Raw genomic sequence first — 21,270 nt, 5'->3', positions numbered from 1 at the left:
CTTACGTTATACACTTTTTGCTGAATGTGGGACCGTTCCCACATCTAATACTTATGTTACGTGCAAAAAATCAGATCCGTATCTGCATCGTGTTAATATTCTGTAAATGCAAAAAAGACCGGACTTCTATTAAAAGAAGACGGTCCCTTTTATCTTTTTATCGCTAGATTGTTTTCGCACTGCATACAAGGGGCAGGAAGCTTCTACCACCTGCTAACATCTATTCTTACTGAGCCGTTAAAATCAGTGGTCCATCCGGCGTGACTGCAATGGTATGCTCATATTGCGCCGACAACTTGCCGTCGGCCGTTCTCGCCGTCCACCGATCGTCGTCGATCGTGATTCGGAACGTACCTTCGTTGATCATTGGTTCAATCGTAAACACCATGCCTTCCTTTAACCGAATACCTTTGCCGGCTACGCCGATATGCTCATAGGTCGGCTCTTCGTGCAGGCTCCGCCCGATCCCATGCGCCAACAGATCGCGTACGACCGAAAACCCGTGCGCTTCGGCATGCTGTTGAATCGCCGACGTTATGTCGCCGAGTCGGCCCCCGGGTATAGCACGGGCAATTCCCAGATCTAAGCATTCCTTTGTCACCTTCATTAATTTTTGCGCCTCCGGCCGAATATTGCCCACCGCATAGCTCATACACGAATCGCCAAACCATCCCCCGTATTCCGCGACGATATCAAGCTTCAGCAAGTCTCCGTCCATAAGTGCCCGGTTCGAAGGAATCCCGTGGGCCACCACATCGTTGATCGAAATGCAGGTTTCGGCGGGAAAACCGTTATAGCCTTTCGTAAACTGCTTGCCACCCAGCTTGGTGATGTGTCTGGCAACAAAATCATTGATTTCTCGGGTGGTGATCCCAGGCTCGATCAGTTTGCTCACCTCGCGGTAGCAGTCCGCAACAATTTGGCTCGCCGGCTTCATCTCTTCGATTTCCCTAGGTGATTTTATAATGATCATCTTTTGTTTATTCACTCCTTATGCATCCTATAATTTTAAAAACCGGACGATATCCATCGCCTCCTCGTGCAGCTTTTCGCGGCGCAGGGAAAGCGAGGCGCAGCCAACCAAGGCGGCCAGCAGCATTTCCGCGCGCTGTAGCCGATACGGCTGCTCCGCCGCGTTTCCTCCGGAAGCGGCATCCCCGTCCTTCGCATGCCCGGTGTCCACCAACGCGGCAAACGGTGTAATCACATCATGCTGAAAAGCAGCCGAGAGCTTGGTCGAGCGAGCTTCAGGTAGCCAGGCAAAACCCTCAACAGCCAGCTTATGCAGCAGATATAGGGCGTGGTCATCTGCCCAAAGCTCCAGCAGCCAGACGCTAGCGGCGGCGATAGGGCCAAACTTTTCGGTAGCGGCCGTTTCGCGGCTTTCGTTTCTGGAATCCGTGGCAGCCGACTTCCCGATATCCGCCGACGCAGCCAAGCCGAAATGCTCACCCACTGGTTCCTCGTTCGCATCCGAAACGCGCGGGGCCTCTGGCCACCCCTCAGACCGCTCCAACGCGTCCCATAGCAAATCGTGAAGCAAATCGCCCTTATTGCTGTAATAATGGTACACCGTGCCATAGCCGAGTCCTGCCTGCGCGGCCACATCGCGGATTTCCAATAAAGGCCCTTTATTCAAAAACACATCGGCAGCGGCTTTACGGATTTGCGCCAGTCGCCGCATCCGAATCTCTTCGTTTTGTTCTTTCGTGCGTGGAGTCATCTCGTCCGCTCACCTCTTTTATTTTTGACCTACTATAATGTCGATATAAAACCAATATAAAACATTGCCTTGCGAATAACAACCCACGCCAGAACAATTTTTATTTCTTATCAAGTCAAGCTCATCATTGCTGATGGTTAACATTGTGTTTTGGATGACAAAGGAATAATCCTTGGGCAAATCCGATGTCATATTCTCTTTAGTATTTCCATAACTGGAACGGGAAACCTCATCTGTATGCTATCGTCCAACATTAACGATCTTCCTGACCCATGCTGGCTCACTCGTCGCCGCCCGCACAAGGCAGTCGGCACAGTCTATAAAGAGTCCGGAGTGGAGCGATGCGATCTGAGGGGCCTGCCGTATATTTCAAAGTGGCGGCCAGGCCGGTCGTACAATAACCCAATCCAGGTCACTCCGTTGCACTGCACGCTCGGCAATGGCCTTGTCCTTGATCGCCTTCGAGAAGATGCGCTGGTGAATGCGCATTGCCCACCGATTGACTGCGGAAAGTTCTTCCCCATCGCTCAGACAATGCCGCTCTGCATGACTAGGCGCTTAACTCCAGCACGCTGACAGGCTGCAAGGATATTCGGAGTTCCCTCCGACATGACGGTACCTGGCGAGAAGTTTGCCGCAAGCATATTCGGGATTCCCTTCGACATGAAGGCACCCGGCGGGAAGTTTTTGGTTGGACCTATGCAACTGAAAGCTGGTGATTCTCAAGTGTTAAAGATGGATCGAAGAACATATTGACGAGATGCGGGAAATTTGCAATTCGACAGGCAGTGACGCTGATTATATAGATGCGGGGTTATTATGGTTCGAGTATTTTGAGCGTCATTATTTATTCTTCTCCGCAGTGCTGGCGAGTAAAGGAGGCACCTTTTTTCGAAATCGATTTCTGAAGTTTTTCCTCCAAGAGTTAGAGAATAATAGGCCAGAAGGCAGCAATCAAGGATTAAGTGACGGTGAAAATATTGATATTCAATCACGGTTCTTCAGCTTCCATCCGCTCTTTCGTATTCTTTCCGTTAGACCTCCAACCAAAGTCGCCCCGCCAAACAGCGAACCCATCATTGGCAGAAAGGACGAAACCTGCGCGTAGTACTGTGCGCCAACGGGTAGACGACTTACGCGTACCATTCACCTTTTTCCGGTTCTGAGAACGGCCGTGCTTGATATCGTTCCTCCCCCCGTAAGCACCACACCTCCGTTATTACGTCAGTGATGTAACCGATGTAAGTTTCACCACTATGAAGAGTCACGCAGAACGGGCCAGGCTTTATACCGCTTTGCCTTTAGGCGTATTTCGTTGGTTTTAGCCATGGAATCATCCGTGCGGTATTCACTCTAGGAAATTGACGAATCAAGGAAGGAGAATATGCGATATGCATTTTTCCCTTCCGCTTTAGCAAGATAGAGAGCCGCATCTGCTTTTTGAAGCAGTTCTTTTACTGTATCGTCTTTTTCATAAAAGGCAATTCCTATGCTGGAAGTAGTATATAGCTCCTGCCCGTCTATATTCCAGGGATGTTGCAACGATTCTAAGATATTTTCAGCCATTAGCCTGACGTCTAAGGAGGATTGAACTTTGGGAATTACAAAAACGAATTCGTCACCACCCATTCTGGCCAAAACCTCGTGTTCTCGAAGGCAAGCTCCTGCCCTCTTCACAAATTGACGAAGCAATTCATCCCCAGCATCATGCCCTAATGTATCATTGATCTGCTTAAAATTGTCTAGATCCGCAAACATGACAGCCAGCTGACCCACGTCTGTTTTTTCTCCACTCAAGGCATCACTTAACATTTTATTTAGAAATCTTCGGTTAGGTGCTCCGGTTAGGGCATCATGATAACTTAATTGCTCCAGTTGTATCTGGTACTTTTTTCGTTCTGTTATTTCTCTTCCGATAAGCATCATATTTTTAAAATCACCGGACTCATCGAACATCGGTGTTCCTTTCAACTCTAGCCATACCGGAAATCCCTGCTCATGCTGACGTTGTATCTCATAGGTGAAGGGCTTTTGTAAAAGCAGCATACTCATAAAAACCGTACGAAAATTTTCATCGACTTCTTCATTCGGTTGGTAGAATACCCATTTGCCTATGTATTCTTTTGGATCAAACCCAAGTACCATTTTGTGAGAAGGAGAAGCATAATCCACAATTCCGTCAAGATTAATCAGTTGGATAAGATCGAGGGAGTTATCTGCTAACAATCGATAGCGCTCTTCACTTTCTTTCAAAGCCGTGAGCAACTGCCTTTGCTCAGTAATGTTTTTAGCCACTCCAAAAATACCATTGACCTTCCCTTCAAAGAACAAGGGAACTTGCTTAATTTGCAAATGAACGATATCTCCATTTTTATGATAAGCTTCGGCAACGTATTGACAGGATGCACCCTTTAAAACTTCTAAGAAAAACTGGCTAATCAACTCAAGCTGATGGATACAAAATATATCTTTGTAGGATGAACCTATAATTTCTTCCTTTTTATAGCCTAAACACTCTGTAACCCCTTCATTTACTTCTACGATCTTTGCTTCGTTGGAAACAATGAAGATGGCATCCGGATTGTAATTAATGATCGATCTAAATGCCTCAATGGACTGCTCACTCAAAAACTTTCTCATACTTCGTCCTATCCTCCGCCAGCACAGCTGTAATTTTAGTTAGAGTAACTTTACATTACTTTAGCAAATTTTGTCTTAGTTTGATAATACTAAAATTAAACAATTAAACACGTACCCACCTGCTAAAATTAAAGCGAAATTCCGGCTAATGTACTCCCGCGTTCGGCGACTTGAAGCGGAGGGCGATATCGAGTGGTATTGGGGCGATGAATCTCAAGGTGGACGTCGTAAATATTTTTGGATTACCGAAAAGGGTAAGACAACGTATGACAGCAACAAAGACAACTGGGAGTACGCCAAGCGCGCTCTTGAAAACTCATTATAAGGAGTGATGAGGTTATGAATGAGAAATTGACCAACGATTTGAACGGCGTTTTCGCACCGTACGATGGGGTAAAAAGCGTCACTGAATTATAAGCAGACCTGCAATCCGATTTGCAGGAGCGATTCCGTGATCTCAAAGCCGAGGGCAAGGATGATGAGACTGCTTTTGAGATGACCATCGAGAGCATCGGCGATATTGAGCAAACGGTACAGGAGGTTGCCAACCTCTCCACCCTTGACCTTTCAAATGTAAGCTTCAATCAATCGATCCTTGTACGCACTACCTTCAGCAAATCGGGACTGGACCAAGCTAAATTCACAGGTATAAGATTGACCGGCGTCAAGTTTGACAAGGTGGCACTGAACGAAGTTTCGTTTAAGAACGCGACCCTCAAAAATGTATCTCCAGCGGAACACTCTCGGATCTTAAAAAGTTGATCCCGTCCGCAAAGGTGGAATATATCGAAAAACAGCCGACATTGGAGGATATATTCCTCGCAATCATTAGCAAAAAGGAGGCAAAGTAAATGGAAACGGTAAAAAAACACTTTTTTAGCGACATGAGCGTTATGCTTGGACGTTCCTTGCGCTTGGATTTAGGATCCAATATACTTCCGAATCGATCACCTGAAACAAAGTTTATCAGTGGTTCCCTTCTTCCGCTCCTCCTTTAACTGATCACGATTTATCAAGTGATATCAATCATCCATCTCGGTAATCAATGATAGTCATTATGATAAAATAACTTCACTGACAACCGCGGTCAGTGAAGTTATTGACGTTGTTACCTCTTTGTATATTTCGAAATGTAATTAGAAATTGCAGTGTTTTGACAGCTGTGGATTACCAGGCGTACACGCCCTTCTCATCCAAGAATTCGCCGTTATGATGTTTGCCATCAGTTGCATAACCTACAATAATCGCAGCGGCGGCTTCTTTCGACTTACCGCCTTCAGCATTGCCATTAAGGTCTGTTGATGTGAATCCGGGCGTAACCGCAAATACTTGAGCTCTACTGCTTTTGAGTTCATAAGCCATCGAAACTGTCATGGCGTTGTTGGCCGTTTTGGATGAATTATAGTCGAATGCGTTTAAAGCAAATCCAGCATTTTGCATATGATCCAGAGAAGCCATGTCGGTCGATACATTAACGATTGTGCCTTCGTTATCTTTGATTAACGGAAACAAACGCTGGTTCAGACGGAAGGTTCCGAAAAAGTTGACTTCAAAAGCGTTCCTCAGATCCTCCTCTTTGGTATCCGTAAAAGAACGAGAGAAAGCACCAGGCATACCAGCATTATTAATCAAAAGCTTTAAGTCCGGATAATCCTTGGTAATCGTAGCGGCTGCCTTTTTGATAGTTTCCAAGTCACTCATGTCGATTTGCACAAATCCTATGTCTAACCCCTCAGAAGTTAACTCGGAAACAGCCGCTTCGCCCCGTCCGGCGCTGCGTGCACCAAGGACAACTTTCCAGCCGGCTTGACCTAACTGCTTAACGATTTCGAATCCGATTCCTTTATTTGCTCCAGTTACAAAAGCGGTCTTTTTCATGCGAATCCTTCTTTCTCTAATTTGAATTCATTAACAATGTATAAGTTACTATGCTACACTTAGTGTAGGTCAACAATAAATTTTGATAAAAGAGGGTTAGCATGTTAACGATTGGAGAAGTGGCCAAGAAAGTCGAGATCACTATCGGAGCGATACGCTTTTATGAAAGAAAGGGCCTGTTGAAGCCTGCTGCGCGAAGTGAGCAGAATAACCGTCTTTACTCGGAAGATGATCTGAACTGGCTGGTTTTTATCAAATGTCTTCGCGAAACCGGGATGAGTGTGGAGGACATCAAAACGTATTATGACAAAGTAAATGAAGGAACCTCAACCCTACCGGAAAGAACCAAACTGATTCAAGATCAGCGGCAAAAGTTACTGGAAGATATCGAGGAGAAAAAAGCGCAGCTCGTTCATTTGGATAACAAATTGGAGCGCTATTATCGCGGAGAAAATTATTAAGATAAGTCGTGTCCTAAAGACAAAACTTTTGGATTTCCAAGTAATAGCAAGTCCCTAATAATGTTTCCACATAGGATCGGGAATGTTATCTTCCGAAGTGCACTGTACTCTACGCCTCTTCCGCCGTCATCAGCCAAATAAGACGTTGAACCAAAAAGGCAGTCGATCACGTTGATCGACTGCCTTTTTGGTTTTATCAAGCTATCATTTCGGGACTGCACCGTTCCCTTCACAGGCCAGCCTGTTGCCGAACCAGGGCAAGAGAACTGCCTGACTAAGCGAGTGACTCAACAGCTTGCGGTAATAACCTTTCGTATTCCTTATATAACACATAACGATGAACGCCTCTAGACGAATTTAGAGCTTCCTTAGCATGCTCGATGGCTGCTTCGCGGTGACCTGCTTTGAGTTCTATTTCCGCGAGCAGCGCTGATCTCATCCATGGCTTCTTGATTGACTCAAGGCGTTCTCGCGCTTGACCACTTTCCCCGTCCTCCGATAGTAGAATCGTTTCGTAATAAGCTCGGTAATCGGAAAAGCGGATATTTGGCAAGGCTTTCCGAACAGAAGCCATATCCTTGCGATAAACGCCGTAAGCCGCCTTGTAAGGCGCCAGTGCCGTTGCTTGCTTATATTTACGCATAAGCTGCTCCATAATTAATATGGCCTCATCCTCAAGTCTGTTCGCAAAAACATAATTAATGTAAAGTCCCGGGCTATTTTTCTGCCTACATAAAAAGGACTCCACTCGGTCCATACGCTTTTCCAGCGTTAAAGGATAATAAACGTGGATTATAAAAGCAACAAGGGTGGCACCCATTCCAACTCCTACTGTCAAGACTGGAGAATAATCATTGAATATCATAAAAAAGACAAGTACAAACATAACGCAATAAAACACGGCTTCCCACCAAAAAAACCTCATTATAAATTTCCTTCGACAGCGTAATTAACAATCAATATCTATTATATCAAAATATATTTTCTTTTTTTGTGAAATGGTTATCAATAATGTTTAAATAAGATGTAATGATTAATTTCAGGATTATCGGTAACCTACTATCGAAATGAGGTACGCAACGTGAAAATAGACGTGAATCAGTTAGCAGAACATTTTGCACACATTCCTTTTCAAGTAGAAGGAATATATCGATATGCTAGAGATCCAGGGGTGCCTCACGCTGACTATACAGATTCTTTTCCTGGATTTGTGTTTCCCCTTACAGGAAAGATACAATTTCATTTTAATGGAAAGCCATATATTCTTTCGCCAGGAAAAGTGGTGCATGGTGGTGCAAAAATGAAATTGGATAAACAAATGTTTGATAACTCTAACTGGGAATATATCCTTGTTTTATACCGTATATGCAGCTCAGAACTAGAAGAGTCAAGCTTTTCCCATCAACATTTTGAATTATCAACGGGACAATCCCCTCGTCTTATGGAATTAATTAAGCAGCTATGGCATGTGTATAATCAACGTGGAGGCATTTCGATGTTTCAGACTGAAATGCTGTTTCGCGATGTGCTGAACGAAGCCTTAATAAGCGTGGCGAATAGACAAATGAGCAGTGAGTCACAGGCTTTATTCGAACGGGTATCTAATTATATCCATGAATACTACTATCATGGCCTTACCATAACATCGCTCGCAGAACAATATAACGTTAATCGAAATCGGCTTTCTTACGTATTCAGAAAACATGCAGGAATGGGACCGGCAGAATATCTATTAAAATACCGTATAAACATGGCACAAAAAATGCTATTTACAAGTGATGTGCCCGTACAGCAAATTGCACAAACGGTTGGAATTGCTGACCCCTTTTATTTTAGTAAAGTGTTCAAGAAACAATTTGGATTTTCTCCTACTGAATATCGACAGAAGTTCATCAATAATCCATGCTAACTTCAACAGGCATCCATTTTAAAGCCAAAATTAAATCAGTATACTTATGGCAGGCTAAGGAAACATCATGTCTGAATTGCGTATGCAGCATTATAATGTAGGTGAAAAATAAGGAGGGCTTACTATCCATTATCAATCGATTAAACTAAGCGAGGAACTGTCTAAAATAAACGATAATTGGTCACCCCAATTAATTGGTGAAATGAATGACTATCAATTTAAGATCGTTAAGATTGCTGGCGATTATGAATGGCATGTTCATCCCGAAACCGATAAGTTATTTTTCGTGATTGAAGGCGAGATGATTATTGATTTTCGTGATGGTCAGGTGAGAATCTCTAAGGATGAGATGTTTATTGTCCCGAGGGGACTCGAGATCAAACCCTCTGCCGAAAAGGAATGTCATATCATGTTGATGGAACCTAAAAGTGAAGGAAACACTAGCGGGACTGAGTCCGCGTAAACAGCCCACTACGTCTCGTCGCACGTTAAATGAAATAAACGAAACTAAGCCCCTTCAGAAACGAAGGGGCTTTTGCTTTTTAAGATAACACATGTCACTGAACAGTTGAATGGTTTACTAATAAATCGATTTTAAATAAATAGATTATGATTTGCATGAGCTGCCTGCCCAAGATAGTAGCCCACTCCACCAATGTTAACTGAATCCATTAATTCTTCACGCTGAATCCCCATTAAATCCATGGACATCTGGCAAGCGACAAACTCAATTCCCTGCGCAGTTGCGGTCTGCATCAGTTCTTCCAGAGAAGCAACATTATTATTCTTCATCATGCCTCGAATAATCTTTGGACCAACTCCAAGCATATTCATTTTGGACATGCCAAGCTTCTGGCTACTACGTGGTAGCATCATGTCAAACATGCGGCCGATCATTGTTTTGGATACAGGCTGCGGCTGATGCTTACGAATAATATTTAATCCCCAGAAAGTGAAGAACATGGTTACTTTACGTCCACTTGCTGCTGCTCCATTCGCAATAATAAGAGAAGCAATCGCTTTATCCAGATCGCCACTGAAGACAACCATTGTGCTGGCAGGCTCCTCTTTAGAAGTTTCCATAGCTGAAGATGCGGTCTGCATGGTATTCTTGGCAATTACAGCTTCAATCGTACCGCCTTTGGATCGTTCCAAGTGTAGGAGCGAGGAGCCAGACATGGTTGCCCATGCTTTCACATCTTCATAAAATCCTGGATCGGAAGCTTTCACCCGCAAGGTCTCTCCATTCGATAGTTGATCCATTTTCTGCTTAAGTTGTATCAGCGGGCCGGGACAACTTAAACCGCACACGTTCAACTCGTTATCGATACGCTGTGGCTGTGCAGAGATTGGATTGGAGAGCTCTGTTTCCTTTACAGCATGTTTCGGATTGTTGTTCTGATCCTGCTCGTCAATATTTTCATCGTTTCCGGTAGAAATTGGAGCGGGCCGAAATTGTGCTTGGCGGTATGTTTTATAACCTCCACTCAGATTTTTCACATTAAAGCCATGCTGACGCAAAATCTGCGAAGCCGTATATCCACGCAGACCAACCTGGCAGTATACCCAGATATCCTTGGTTGAGTCTAATTCATCTAACCGCTGACGAAGCTCATCCACTGAAATATTTAACGAACCCGGAATATTCCCATTGCGATGCTCCAGCTCACTGCGTACATCCAGCAATATCGACTGCTCCGGCTGGCGTTCAGATAGCTGATCATAGGTGAACGTTTCTACACGTCCAGCCGTAATATTTTCAGCTGCATAACCAGCCATATTAACTGGATCTTTCGCAGAGGAATACGGTGGCGCGTAACTCAACTCGAGCTCTGTCAAATCACTGATGTGACCCCCAAAATGAATGGCTACAGCAATGTCATCAATCCGTTTATCCACACCGTCATAACCAACTGCTTGTGCGCCTAAAATTTTACCTGCCGGTGTAAACAGCAGTTTAAGAGTGATCGCGCTGGAACCCGGATAATACGATGCATGAGATGCAGGATGCACGATTACAGTTCGATAATCGATGCCGAGACGCTTTAGTGTTTTCTCATTACTGCCTGTGGCTGCTCCGGTCATTCCAAACACTTTAATAATGGCTGTCCCTTGTGTTCCTTTGTAGATGGAACTTAGTCCGGCAATACGATCTGCAACAATGCGTCCCTGTTTGTTGGCAGGTCCAGCAAGCGGAATAGCTGTCTTTGTGCCATGAATGGTTTCAGTTACTTCAATGGCATCACCAACAGCATAGATATGTTGCACACTGCTTTCGAGAGCTTCGTTGACCATAATATGTCCACGTGTTCCCAGGGAAACTCCGCTATTTCTCAGAAAAGCTGTATCTGGAGTTACTCCTATCGCAAGAATAACCAGGTCAGCTGTCAGAACACGACCATCAGCAAGCTCAACACCAATGCCCTGCTCAAGTGAACGAAAGCCCTGTACACGCTGGGAAAACAGCAGCTTCACCCCATTTTGCTCCATTTCCTGTGCCAATGCTGCTGCCAGCTCAGCATCAAATGGGGTGAGCAGCTGACCATTACCCTCTACCAACGTTACTTCCAATCCGGCTTCCTTTAAATTTTCCGCCATTTCAACACCAATAAACCCTCCACCTATAACAATCGATGAACCGTTGTTAGATGAATTTATTTGCTCCTTGATGCGATCAATATCTGGAATGCTGCGCACTGTATAAATTAGTGGATTATCCTTACCCGGCAGATCGGGAATAATTGGTTTTGCACCTGGTGACAAAATCAACTCGTCATAACTTTCTTCATAAGGACCACGCTCCTGGCTTTGTACCTGAACTGTACGAGTATTGGGATCAATAGCGACGATCTCGCTTTGTGTACGCACATCAATATTAAAACGATCGGCCATACCTTTAGGAGTTTGGACCAGCAGACGCTCTCGCTCCTCGATCGAGCCGCCAATATAATAAGGTAAGCCGCAGTTGGCAAATGATATATAGGGTCCTTTTTCAAATATGATAATTTCGGCATGTTCATCTAGACGGCGCAGACGGGCAGCTGCTGATGCACCACCTGCTACTCCGCCCACAATCAGTATTTTTTTGCTCATGATTCACAATCTTCCTCTCCAAACAAAATAGGGATCATCTGTTCAATCCGTTGGTCGGCAAGCACATAATTTACTTCAAGACCATTGCGCTCAGTCGTTACAATCCCTGCACTGCGCAGCTTCTGCAAATGCTGAGACACTGTTGATTGCGGGAGGTCCAGACACTCCTGCATATATGAAACATTACATTTCTTTTTTCGCATCAACCCACGCACAATGCACAGACGAATCGGATGAGATAGAGCTTTCAGTAAATTAGCAGGTTCATCGAACTGTTTTAAATTAGTGCTATCAAAAGCTTCAGTGTTCAAAATTACCCCTCCCGAATCGTTATATCGTAATATTACGATATATAAATTGGAATGTCAAAATATTTTCACCTTATGCTCATGACCCTGTATCAATAATCAATTAGGTAAGGTGTATCTTTTAATATGTTAATCCTAAAAATTAATTCCTGAGGATGCACAATAAATATTCCTTATAACGTACAATCTGATGCCTACGTCTTACTCTCCCCAATCTGTTATTCACTTCTAACAAATTGGGGGTTATTTGATATGTCCATTCAAAATCGGTCCGTTCTTCCATGTCGACTCCTGCTTCTCTAATCGTTATGATTCCACAAACAATTACTTAAAATCCCAGCTATAGGACAATCAATTTCAGCATACTTTAACTCATATTAAATGTTCATTTAACCAATCTAATATAATGAATGCCTTGGTTTCAACTGAATCTGGATCATGTGTTTTTTCAAGCTGCGGGTACAAATCTGGAAACTTAGCTAAGTACTCACTCACACACCAGCGGACCGACCAGTTTATATCCGTAGCTAAAGGAATCCACATGGTGAATTCATCTTTTCCTGCATCTGTTAACAGTCCGTAAGTATACCAGCCACGTACGCCTCCCTCTTTTTCCTCCATTAATTGATTCCAGAACCGTCTTCTCTCCAGATCATCGACTGGTCTACCTAAAGCAGAAACGGCGATTTTTCTGATTACTGGAGACTCATCTTTAGTGAAATCCCATAATGCATCTCGTAAATATAATTGGTTCTGAATGAGATTTGATAAGGCTAAACCTCTTTCTATGTCATCGTCGGAGTGAATAGAGATATAAGGGTCCTTTACTTGTAAAGAGACACATTTGTTTTTCATTCTTTTTGATAGGAAACCTTCGTTTAAAGCATTAACAATCTTAGCCACATTCACTCTTGGTGCAGGATTGTCATAACCGATTAACGGGTCCCCATATTCTACGAATGCACTTCGTAGTGTATCTGCATCTAGGTTGGGGTACTTGGAAAATAGAAATGCAGCAACACCTGCGACAAGTGTAGCTGCGCCAGAAGTTCCCCAATAGTATGAAACTCTAGATACCTCTTTATTGTTTTCGCAAAATGGAATTGTTAGATATACTCTTGGTGCCAGCACGTCAGGTCTAAAGTGACCATCGCTGTTTCGTCCATAAGGCTCGTCCGGGTAAGCTACATGCTTAGCTCGATTTTGGTTACCTAAATCATTGTAACCACCCACTGCAAAAAAGGATTGGGGAGGTAGAATATTTATTAATCGCGTATTTCCATTTGCGCAAATAACCAATACACCTTGCTTAACAGCTGAATCAAGGGCTTGAACGGTAGAGTTTTCTATGGTGTTTTTTAGACGAACCTGATTATCTCCAGCATGCCATCCCATACACAAGATGATCTTAATATTCCATTCAAGCTGTTTGCTCATAATCCAATCCATGCCCGATTTCAAACGCTCTCCCTCACCGTCTTTAAAAGCAGCATGATCAAGAACGATATAATTAGCTGCAGGTGCAATTCCAACATATTTTTTGCCTTGCAATTCGAAAGGTTGATGCGTTAATGATAATACAGTCATAAGACCATGTTCTCCGCTATCATCGGAGAGTTCCGAAGGAGAATCAAAAGCTATATTCCTACTAACAATAGATAAGTCTTCATTTACAGTTATGTACTTAATTCGAGAACCTAGGTGGCTAATAGCATCATGTGGGGTAAGCTTATCTAAAATAACAATTCCAATATTTTTACCTGAGTTATGAAAATCAGGAGGCTCGGAAAATCCTAATCTTGCCCATGTAGGATCAGGAAAATTCTTTCTCATTTTGGCACCTCATATTTATTATTTTCAATGACAGGGTTCCAACTGGTATTTGAATAGTTTTATCGAACTTTAGTCTTCCGCTAGTGCAATTCAGTTTACGGTAATAATTTCAGAATCCGAAATTAATTAAAGAACAATGGTTGCAATTGGCCGGAGAGTTATTTAGAAAAGGAACATCATAAGAAAAGCCGTTAAACACGCAGAAGCTGTGGTATTTATTGGCTTTTTGACTTTCCATCATATCATGAATGACTATTTCATGTTCTGTTGTGATTAAGTCCACAGCATGATGGATAACAGATGCATGGGTCAGGGTTCAAATCAATATAAAATTAATGACTTGATAAGAAAGAACGTACACAGAACACCTATCAATAGAAACATCATTGCTGACTGACGATCATTCTTCCACAATCGAATTGTATTAGCAATATTCAAAATTACCAATGCAAGCATATTAATTCTAGTATTCATTTCAACAAAATTAATACACAGTAGAATAAATACCACTATCCCGACAAAAAGAAACCATATCGGTATATTCTTAGTAAGCCGTTTACTCATTTCATTCCCCTTTAAAATTTGTATTCTACCTCTAATAGGGTATTCTTCAACCTTATTGGAATACCTTCATAATTTTATAAAAGTAGGACTGGTTGTCATCTACGCTTGTCATGAGAGATTTTTTTCACGCTGTACTGCCTCAAAACTCTTCCAAAACCTTGGATTTGTCCCCGTGAACTCTCTCCAGGTGTTCCTCACCCCAATAACACAAATGGTCTAGCGCGGGTTTTAATCCCCAGCCGTAGGCCGTTAACTCATACTCCACTTTGGGTGGGATTTCTTTATAAATCTTTCGTGCAACAATCTCATCCTTTTCCAGACCTCTTAGTTGAGTGGTCAGCATTTTTTGCGTAATGTCAGGTATTAACCGCCGAAGCTCCGATGACCGTTTTCGTCCTGTCATCAAATGATAGATGATCAACGGCTTCCATTTCCCTCCCATTACTTCTAAAGCCGCCTCCACTCCAACTTTGTATTTCTTTTGAACGCTACTTCCTCTATTTTCAGTCATCTTTTATTCCTCCGTTAAAACGCTGTTTTTGGCTAAGAACATAACATTTATTCACTTCAGTCCAGGTTGTTTTAATTACTGTTTATAATAGCACCAGCCATTGATCATGACTACGAGTTAGCTGCTCAGAAAGGTAGTGAAGATATAATTATGAGAGTATTAATTGTTGTTTCGCATTCGAGAAAAGATTCTCTTACCTTTAAGGTTGCCGATCGTTTCGTACAAGGGTCTTTCCGAGGCTGGCCACGACTATGAGATATTGGATTTACATGAGATTGGCTTTGACCCTGTTTTAAAGAATGTGGGAATTGCCGATTATTGCGGTGTTTCCAGTTCCAAGGTTGAATTTTTATATGAGACTTTGGATTCCAATCCCCAGCATTATGAGATGCTGCTTAACCAAGCTCATCACTTAGGGTTGAATTATGCCAAGAAACATTAGGCTTTACTTTAATTGTAATCTTGTAATTTCAAACCAAATAAAAAAAGCAGCCGGTGAGCGGCTGCTTCTGCATCATTAATTACTCGTATATTTAACCCAATCGTATTCTGCGTACAATGGATTGGCACCGTTATAAGGACCTAACCAGCTATCCACCCCGGTTCCATTCCATATATTCATCATAATTTTACCAGGTGTTACGGGGATATTGCTGGTTGCAGTATGCTTCAATACACCATCAACATACCATTTGATATACCCTGGTTGCCAGTCAAAAGCATAGGTATGGAACCCTTGCGATGCATCAAACCCAAGGTTAATAACCTTCTCATGACCACCGACCCCATTTGTAAAATAATTAAACTGCACTTTGGTTGTGTCTTTCCCTAAGAATTCAATATCAATCTCATCCCATTGTGTGCCATGAGCAGGTCCTGTGTACGTAAAAAAGGAGGAGACTATGCCCGTATTTTTGGCAGGCTTCATGCTGACTTCATACAGTCCGTATCCGTAATTATTAGTGGAACGATACTCTCCGCAATCAAATTTGTTGTACGCAGAACTTGTCAAACCCAGCTTGAGCTTCCCATCATTCGTAAAATTGACATTGTTGGCCCGCCACGTGCAATTGAACATATCTCCGTTGGAATAACCATCTGCCTTTTGCCATGTTTCCGGGTTAAAATAAGTTAGTGGTTCCCAGAATACATAACTTGCGAAAGCACTTACCGAAACAAATAAAGATACCACACCTACCACCACCAAAGTGTACCAAGACTTCCTCTTCATCACACACCTCCATGAAGGATTCCACACATGTATGGAGTTTGGGCAAGTAATCCCCGAAAAACGAGTAGCTCCTCTTGCCGCAGTAGATATGTAAAACGCTTACATGTTTGGTGTTTCCATTCTATATGGATGTGAATGGGGTAACTATAGCAATCTTTAAAGATAGATATTCAGTTCTAAAGATCTTCGTGAGGAAAAACTACATTCCGCCTGGTTTTGCAGCTTGTTTTTATTGCAGCCATCCTATTTGCTTCCCCGGCCTTCGGGTAAAATTCAAACAACCGCTCCCGCTATTTCAGCAGGAACGGTTGTTTTTTCAATTGAATTTATCAGGTAAGAGATCATTTCAGAAACGCTTATTTTGCAGTCTATGAGTATATGCTATTGTCTTCCAGCCCGGATGTGTCGGGGATGACAGAACATCTGACAGTCGAGGGAGAATGGACAGAAACGTACCATTGCAAGCGATGTGTAAGATCAATCAGACTGACATAATATCCGTGACCGGCTCCTGTATCAATCCCCATTTTGCCCGCTCCAATCCATATTTGCCATGGAGGAACAAGAAAGCGGTACGTCGAGGTATGACCGAATACTATTGTATATTCAGGGTTAACCGGGCTTTCAAAAAATGGCTGTCTGATCTCGGTCAGATCTTCAGCGGTTTGATGGTCTAGCGGAATTCCGGGACGAATGCCGGCGTGTACGAACAAATAGGAATCACATGTATACCATAACGGCATTTGATCCAAAAATTTGCGGACATATACGATCTCATCATGGCTTGCAGGGATTGAATCCGGCATGGAACGCAGCCACTTGCGTTCATTATTCCCCTGTAAGGCAATGGCCCCTTTTTTGGTCAGATCATGCACCAACTGGAGCGTTCCCCAGGAATCCGGGCCCTTATTCACGTAATCTCCCAACAGGACGAGGCGGTCCCTGTCAGGATTATAACCTGAAGCAGCCAGCAGCTGCTTCAGAAGATGTCCATGTCCGTGTATATCAGACACGGCCAGCAGTCTACTCATCTTCCGTGTGTACTCCTCCCCGATAGATCATCGTTTGCTCTGGGGAACATTGAACCCAGCATGCCGAGCCCAGTTCCAGTGACTCAGCATGAAAAGCATGAATACGTTGATGATCCTCTGTTGCGATAATTACTCTCCAATGTATGCCTTCAAAAATGGTTTGTATAACCGTCCCCCTGATCTCATTAGGATTTCCTTCCTCTTCTGTTGCACGAAGCTTTAATTGATCCGGGTGAAGCATAATTATCGCTGGCTGTCCGCTAACTCCTTGATCTATCATTTTCCCTGCAATACACTGGCCTGCAATCATGACGGATGATGCTCCTATTGTATAGATCCCGTTAAGCCGATTATGATATCCCATTAATCGGGCAACCCAAGGCGTTGCCGGACGCGTAAATAATTGCTGAGGTTCGGCAAACTGATCGATTCGTCCTTCGCGAAGCACCAAAATCCGGTCAGCCAAAGTAAAAGCTTCCAGCATGTCATGGGTAACATAGAGCACTGTGGTCTCCAGATCCGACAAAAGACGCCCCAGTTCACTTCGCATTTCAGTCCTCAGCTTCACATCAAGATTGGATAACGGTTCGTCCATAAGCAGTATAGAAGGTTCCGTTGCCAGCGCACGTGCCATTCCGGCGCGTTGCTGCTGCCCACCCGAGCATTGGGAGGGCAGACGGTCCAGCAGCCCGTCCAACTGCAGCATCGCTTGCAGGTGATCCAATCGCTGATTACGAACAATGGAGCCGATTTTGCCGCGTTTCATGCCATACTCGATATTCTGGCGAATTGTCATATGTGGCCACAGGGCATAATCCTGGAACACCATGTTTACCGGACGCTTTTCTGGAGGGATGTACTGCTGGCTACTGTCCACTCTTTTTCCGTCCATTTCAATGCTTCCTCCATCCACTCTCAGCAGTCCCGCAATCAGTTGCAGCAAGGTGGATTTTCCACATCCCGAAGGTCCGAGAATGCAGATCCTCTCCCCATGATTCAGAGCAAAAGACATCGGCCTGAGCACGACCTGTTTGTCGAAGGACTTGTGCACCCCTTCCAGTTTAAGAATTGAATTCATATGGTGAGCCTCCTTGTTGTCCCGTATTGGTATGCCTTTCCTGTATCTTGGTTCTGTTCCCCTCTCGGCGATCGCTCCACTTAAATATGGTCTCTCCTGCAAATTGGATGAGTACAATGATCAGGAGAACCATCCCTCCACTGAGAACAGTTGCTGCGGTTGCATAACCATAACGACCAAACTCAAAGGCTTGATCAATCACAAGCGGCATCAGCACATAATTGGCCGGCTGCAGCATGGAGGTCAGAGCAAGATCGAATACACTTGTGCCAAAGGCAGTCAGGACGGCAAGCAGCAATGATCTGCGTACCAAGGGAAGAACAATGTGCAGCATTCGTGCCAATGTTCCTGCTCCCTGCACTGCCGCGGCATTCAGGATAGAGGACGAGATGGTGCCGAAAGAACCCAACTGAACACGTACGGCATATGGAATGGCGCCTGCAATAACTGCGATCACAAGCAGCGAGGGGGTCCCATAGAGATGCAGATTGAATGCCTCCAGCCACTTTTGATTCCAGACAAAAATGTAACCGATACCCATCACAATCCCCGGCACAGCCAGCGATATAATCGAAAATAACTGCAGCCAGCCCTTCATTTTAAATTCCGTAAATGTAAGAACATAAGCTACGATGAATCCAATGATGATACTGATGCCTGCCGCGATTGCAGCAATCGTCAATGAATGGAGCATGCCCTCAACAAAACTGAGCTGTGTGTGGTCCACGGATGACCCTGCAAACAGGGAAAGATAATGCTCAAGGGTCAAATTTGGCAAAACCAATCCGTTACCAGCCTTTTTCATCAAGGAAATGCACAGACTGCTTCCCACCGGAATACCGATACTCATCATTAAAAATACAATTGTTACTCCATTTAGAAGGAGTGTGCTCTTCGGTCTAACCTTAAGCATTCTGACCGCTCTCGCATTTAAAAAATCAAACCTGGATCTGCGCAGGGACAACAGCAGAACGGTCATGGCGATTGCCAGTAGTACAACCAGATAAAAAGCAAGCACTCCGGCCATATCAAAACGAACAGGAGATTGATAGATGGCAGAATAGATTGAATATGTGAGTGTAGGAAAACGGTAGACGGTGGACAATGCCGCCGGCAGACCAAAATCACCGACAGTATCTATAAATACCAGCGTAGCTCCCGCTACAATGGAAGGAGCCGCAAGCGGTAACTCCACCGTGCGCCATACCGTCCATGGGTGTGCGCCATTCAAACGGGCAGCATGTCCGTACTGGCTGACATTCCATTCAGTTGCAGCAAGAACCGTCAGATAAGCCAGAGGAAATTTGCTCAGGGCCATAATGACCATAAGCCCAGATGGTTGAAACAGAGCAGCTGTCACCCAGTTCATACCGAGCAATCGGCTGGCAAGTCCGTCGGCACCAGCAAACAGAACCCATCCTTGCGCCAGCATGAATGAGGGCGCGATGAGCAGCAGCCAGACTCCGGCATCCAACAGACGCCCAGATGCAAAGTTCCAGCGTGCTCTTACCATAGCTAGCGAGGCTCCAATCAACGTGCCAAGAAGTGCAGTTCCTATGCCAAGCCATACGGAGTTAAGCAAGGACTGACGCCACAAGGGACGGTGAAAAATCTCCCCGAGCAGTCCGAAGCCCTGAAATTGTATGTTGCCAAAAAACAAGCCGGGCAAAATCGCGTTCAACAGAACCGCAAGCAGCGGCAGAAAGATCATGATGAATAACAGAAGAGCTACGCCAACTCCCCAACGTGTTCCGGAATTTTTCATAGGTTGTTCCTCTTAATTTACGTTCTGGTCAGCAAACCAGGTTTTGATCTGTACCTCGTGCTCAGCGGCCCACTCGGCTGGCGGAAGAATGAAATTTGCATTCGTTTCGCGTTCTTTCCTCGCTTCTACTCCCTCTACCAATGGTGTAAAGAAGCTATCCGATGAATCGAGGGAAGCTAACATCTGCTGCGTTTCCGGTTCAAGCATGAACTCTACAAAGGCCTTTGCTGCGGCAGGGTTTTTGGTATGTTTGCTGATGACAGCAACACGCAGACTTCCCGGTGCACCTTCTTCCGGCCAGATCAGATCGACGGGTTCCCCGGACAACTTCAGGTCATATGCGTTACTCTCCTGCAGCGCTGCAATATCGATTTCCCCTGAGACAAGGGCACTGCCCAGAGGACCGTTTTTGGGATAAACTCTGAGACCATTACTCATCATTTGTGTATACTTCTGCTCACCCTGATCGATGCCCCACTTATAAAACAGTGCAGAAACGAGTGGATATGCAGGTGCCGCAACTGCCGGATCAGCCTGACCTGCGGTGCCCTTGTATTCAAAAAACTCATCCCAGGTCTTGGGCGCCTGCTCCTTGGTAAGACGATTGGTGTTATAGGCGATAACCGCTGATGCATGGATACTGATTGGAGTATACGCGTGGTCCTCGGGAACCAGCGAGGAGCCGTATTCGGTCAGGTTACCGATATTTTCAGGAGTCCAGTCCGTCATCAAAAATCCCCTTTCAGCCAGGCTGCGAATTGATCCGTGACCGTCCATCATGACAACATCCCACTGCGGATTGCCTTGCTCGGCTTCAATTTTGGCCAAGGCCTCTCCGCCGCCATAATGTACAGCCTCTATTTTGTATCCGGTCTGTTTGGCAAATTCGGGTGCCACAATATCCACAAAGTCATTCCCATACAAATAGATGGTCTCTCCTGTGTCCTCCTGGGCAAGTGTGCTGCTGCCTTCAGCTGTAGAAGAGACCGGTGCTGCAGCGTCGCCGTTAGATGATCCACTCCCTGTTGTTATCGTTCCTCCTCCGCATCCTGCCGTAACCAGTACGAGCAGCAAACTCATTCCGCTTAATCTTTTTCGCCAAATGTTATTCATTATTCTCCCCCTCAAATATGTTGCTTGTTGAACCTCTCTTCATCCTAAAGCTATTATTGGAGATTCATATTATGGGAAAGTAAACGCTAATTTAAATGATATTAATGTATTATATGATATTATAGATGCTAT

The 21,270-nt window shown here is 44.3% G+C and carries 20 protein-coding genes and 4 pseudogenes; 7 read left to right on the top strand and 17 right to left on the bottom strand.

The genetic code is table 11. The annotated features are described in order from the left end of the window. Nucleotides 1–226: 226 nt before the first annotated feature. The 6 genes from map to ACFVQB_RS18100 form a co-directional block, all read right to left on the bottom strand. Nucleotides 227–973, bottom strand: a complete 747-nt coding sequence (gene map, locus ACFVQB_RS18125) for a type I methionyl aminopeptidase (protein WP_379442844.1) — start codon at nt 971–973, stop codon at nt 227–229. Nucleotides 974–1,000: 27 nt separating this feature from the next. Then, nucleotides 1,001–1,723, bottom strand: coding sequence for a TetR/AcrR family transcriptional regulator (locus ACFVQB_RS18120; RefSeq protein ID WP_379441880.1), 723 nt, complete (start codon nt 1,721–1,723; stop codon nt 1,001–1,003). A gap of 369 nt (nt 1,724–2,092) precedes the next feature. Next, complete coding sequence (locus ACFVQB_RS18115) at nt 2,093–2,212, bottom strand: NAD(P)H-binding protein (protein ID WP_379441879.1); 120 nt, start codon at nt 2,210–2,212, stop codon at nt 2,093–2,095. Nucleotides 2,213–2,250: 38 nt separating this feature from the next. Continuing rightward, on the bottom strand, nt 2,251–2,388 hold the full coding sequence (locus tag ACFVQB_RS18110; protein WP_379441878.1) for a hypothetical protein: 138 nt from the start codon (nt 2,386–2,388) through the stop codon (nt 2,251–2,253). 322 nt (nt 2,389–2,710) lie between these two features. Next, nucleotides 2,711–2,869: a hypothetical protein gene (locus tag ACFVQB_RS18105; RefSeq protein WP_379441877.1), complete on the bottom strand. Its 159-nt coding sequence runs from the start codon at nt 2,867–2,869 to the stop codon at nt 2,711–2,713. A 207-nt stretch (nt 2,870–3,076) separates the two neighbouring features. Continuing rightward, complete coding sequence (locus ACFVQB_RS18100) at nt 3,077–4,363, bottom strand: diguanylate cyclase domain-containing protein (RefSeq protein ID WP_379441876.1); 1,287 nt, start codon at nt 4,361–4,363, stop codon at nt 3,077–3,079. A 142-nt stretch (nt 4,364–4,505) separates the two neighbouring features. On the opposite strand from ACFVQB_RS18100, the pseudogene ACFVQB_RS18095 reads away from it, so the two are divergent. The 3 pseudogenes from ACFVQB_RS18095 to ACFVQB_RS18085 form a co-directional block, all read left to right on the top strand. Then, nucleotides 4,506–4,688, top strand: a pseudogene (locus ACFVQB_RS18095) (PadR family transcriptional regulator); the annotation flags it as partial. A gap of 14 nt (nt 4,689–4,702) precedes the next feature. Next, a pseudogene (locus ACFVQB_RS18090) lies at nt 4,703–5,092 on the top strand (permease prefix domain 1-containing protein); the annotation flags it as partial. Further along, nucleotides 5,083–5,214 (top strand): annotated as a pseudogene (locus ACFVQB_RS18085) (ABC transporter ATP-binding protein); the annotation flags it as partial. The pseudogenes ACFVQB_RS18090 and ACFVQB_RS18085, both read left to right, overlap by 10 nt. Before the next feature lie 316 nt (nt 5,215–5,530). Here ACFVQB_RS18085 and ACFVQB_RS18080 read toward each other — a convergent pair. Then, the gene (locus ACFVQB_RS18080) at nt 5,531–6,241 is read right to left on the bottom strand and encodes an SDR family NAD(P)-dependent oxidoreductase (RefSeq protein WP_379441875.1); all 711 of its coding nucleotides are present in this window, start codon (nt 6,239–6,241) and stop codon (nt 5,531–5,533) included. Between the two features lie 101 nt (nt 6,242–6,342). Between ACFVQB_RS18080 and ACFVQB_RS18075 the strand changes: the two genes are divergently transcribed. Further along, the gene (locus ACFVQB_RS18075) at nt 6,343–6,702 is read left to right on the top strand and encodes a MerR family transcriptional regulator (protein ID WP_379441874.1); all 360 of its coding nucleotides are present in this window, start codon (nt 6,343–6,345) and stop codon (nt 6,700–6,702) included. A 274-nt stretch (nt 6,703–6,976) separates the two neighbouring features. Here ACFVQB_RS18075 and ACFVQB_RS18070 read toward each other — a convergent pair whose 3' ends face one another. Then, nucleotides 6,977–7,357 (bottom strand): hypothetical protein, encoded by a 381-nt coding sequence (locus ACFVQB_RS18070; RefSeq protein WP_379441873.1) that lies wholly within the window; start codon nt 7,355–7,357, stop codon nt 6,977–6,979. Nucleotides 7,358–7,783: 426 nt separating this feature from the next. On the opposite strand from ACFVQB_RS18070, the gene ACFVQB_RS18065 reads away from it, so the two are divergent. Both ACFVQB_RS18065 and ACFVQB_RS18060 read left to right on the top strand, forming a co-directional pair. Beyond that, the gene (locus ACFVQB_RS18065) at nt 7,784–8,611 is read left to right on the top strand and encodes a helix-turn-helix transcriptional regulator (RefSeq protein WP_379441872.1); all 828 of its coding nucleotides are present in this window, start codon (nt 7,784–7,786) and stop codon (nt 8,609–8,611) included. Between the two features lie 124 nt (nt 8,612–8,735). Further along, nucleotides 8,736–9,074: a cupin domain-containing protein gene (locus ACFVQB_RS18060; RefSeq protein ID WP_379442839.1), complete on the top strand. Its 339-nt coding sequence runs from the start codon at nt 8,736–8,738 to the stop codon at nt 9,072–9,074. A gap of 131 nt (nt 9,075–9,205) precedes the next feature. Here ACFVQB_RS18060 and ACFVQB_RS18055 read toward each other — a convergent pair whose 3' ends face one another. From ACFVQB_RS18055 to ACFVQB_RS18040, 4 genes are all read right to left on the bottom strand, one after another. Then, complete coding sequence (locus ACFVQB_RS18055; RefSeq protein ID WP_379441870.1) at nt 9,206–11,704, bottom strand: FAD-dependent oxidoreductase; 2,499 nt, start codon at nt 11,702–11,704, stop codon at nt 9,206–9,208. Beyond that, complete coding sequence (locus ACFVQB_RS18050) at nt 11,701–12,015, bottom strand: ArsR/SmtB family transcription factor (RefSeq protein WP_064637503.1); 315 nt, start codon at nt 12,013–12,015, stop codon at nt 11,701–11,703. Before ACFVQB_RS18050 ends, ACFVQB_RS18055 begins: the two co-directional genes overlap by 4 nt. Nucleotides 12,016–12,384: 369 nt before the next feature. Further along, nucleotides 12,385–13,845: a S8 family serine peptidase gene (locus ACFVQB_RS18045; protein ID WP_379441865.1), complete on the bottom strand. Its 1,461-nt coding sequence runs from the start codon at nt 13,843–13,845 to the stop codon at nt 12,385–12,387. 703 nt (nt 13,846–14,548) lie between these two features. Further along, complete coding sequence (locus ACFVQB_RS18040; protein ID WP_379441862.1) at nt 14,549–14,920, bottom strand: winged helix-turn-helix transcriptional regulator; 372 nt, start codon at nt 14,918–14,920, stop codon at nt 14,549–14,551. 150 nt (nt 14,921–15,070) lie between these two features. Between ACFVQB_RS18040 and ACFVQB_RS18035 the strand changes: the two are divergent. Continuing rightward, nucleotides 15,071–15,362: pseudogene (locus tag ACFVQB_RS18035) on the top strand (NAD(P)H-dependent oxidoreductase). 75 nt (nt 15,363–15,437) lie between these two features. On the opposite strand, the gene bglS reads toward ACFVQB_RS18035, so the two are convergent. The 5 genes from bglS to ACFVQB_RS18010 all read right to left on the bottom strand — a co-directional run bounded on the left by bglS (nt 15,438) and on the right by ACFVQB_RS18010 (nt 21,138). Further along, nucleotides 15,438–16,151, bottom strand: a complete 714-nt coding sequence (gene bglS, locus ACFVQB_RS18030) for a beta-glucanase (protein ID WP_379441858.1) — start codon at nt 16,149–16,151, stop codon at nt 15,438–15,440. Between the two features lie 368 nt (nt 16,152–16,519). Then, nucleotides 16,520–17,182 (bottom strand): metallophosphoesterase, encoded by a 663-nt coding sequence (locus ACFVQB_RS18025; RefSeq protein WP_379441854.1) that lies wholly within the window; start codon nt 17,180–17,182, stop codon nt 16,520–16,522. Continuing rightward, entirely contained in the window at nt 17,175–18,260 is a 1,086-nt protein-coding gene (locus tag ACFVQB_RS18020; RefSeq protein WP_379441851.1) for an ABC transporter ATP-binding protein, read from the bottom strand. The genes ACFVQB_RS18025 and ACFVQB_RS18020 overlap by 8 nt, the downstream gene beginning before the upstream one ends. Further along, on the bottom strand, nt 18,244–20,025 hold the full coding sequence (locus ACFVQB_RS18015) for an ABC transporter permease (protein ID WP_379441847.1): 1,782 nt from the start codon (nt 20,023–20,025) through the stop codon (nt 18,244–18,246). Before ACFVQB_RS18015 ends, ACFVQB_RS18020 begins: the two co-directional genes overlap by 17 nt. A gap of 12 nt (nt 20,026–20,037) precedes the next feature. Beyond that, nucleotides 20,038–21,138 carry an extracellular solute-binding protein gene (locus tag ACFVQB_RS18010; protein WP_379441845.1) on the bottom strand — a complete coding sequence of 367 codons (1,101 nt, stop codon included), beginning with the start codon at nt 21,136–21,138 and terminating at the stop codon, nt 20,038–20,040. Between the last annotated feature and the right edge of the window lie 132 nt (nt 21,139–21,270).

It is taken from the genome of Paenibacillus sp. NPDC057886, assembly GCF_042796655.1.
Lineage (GTDB): Bacteria > Bacillota > Bacilli > Paenibacillales > Paenibacillaceae > Paenibacillus.
Note: the sequence above shows the minus strand (reverse complement) of the source record. Positions and strands in the feature narration are given on the sequence as shown.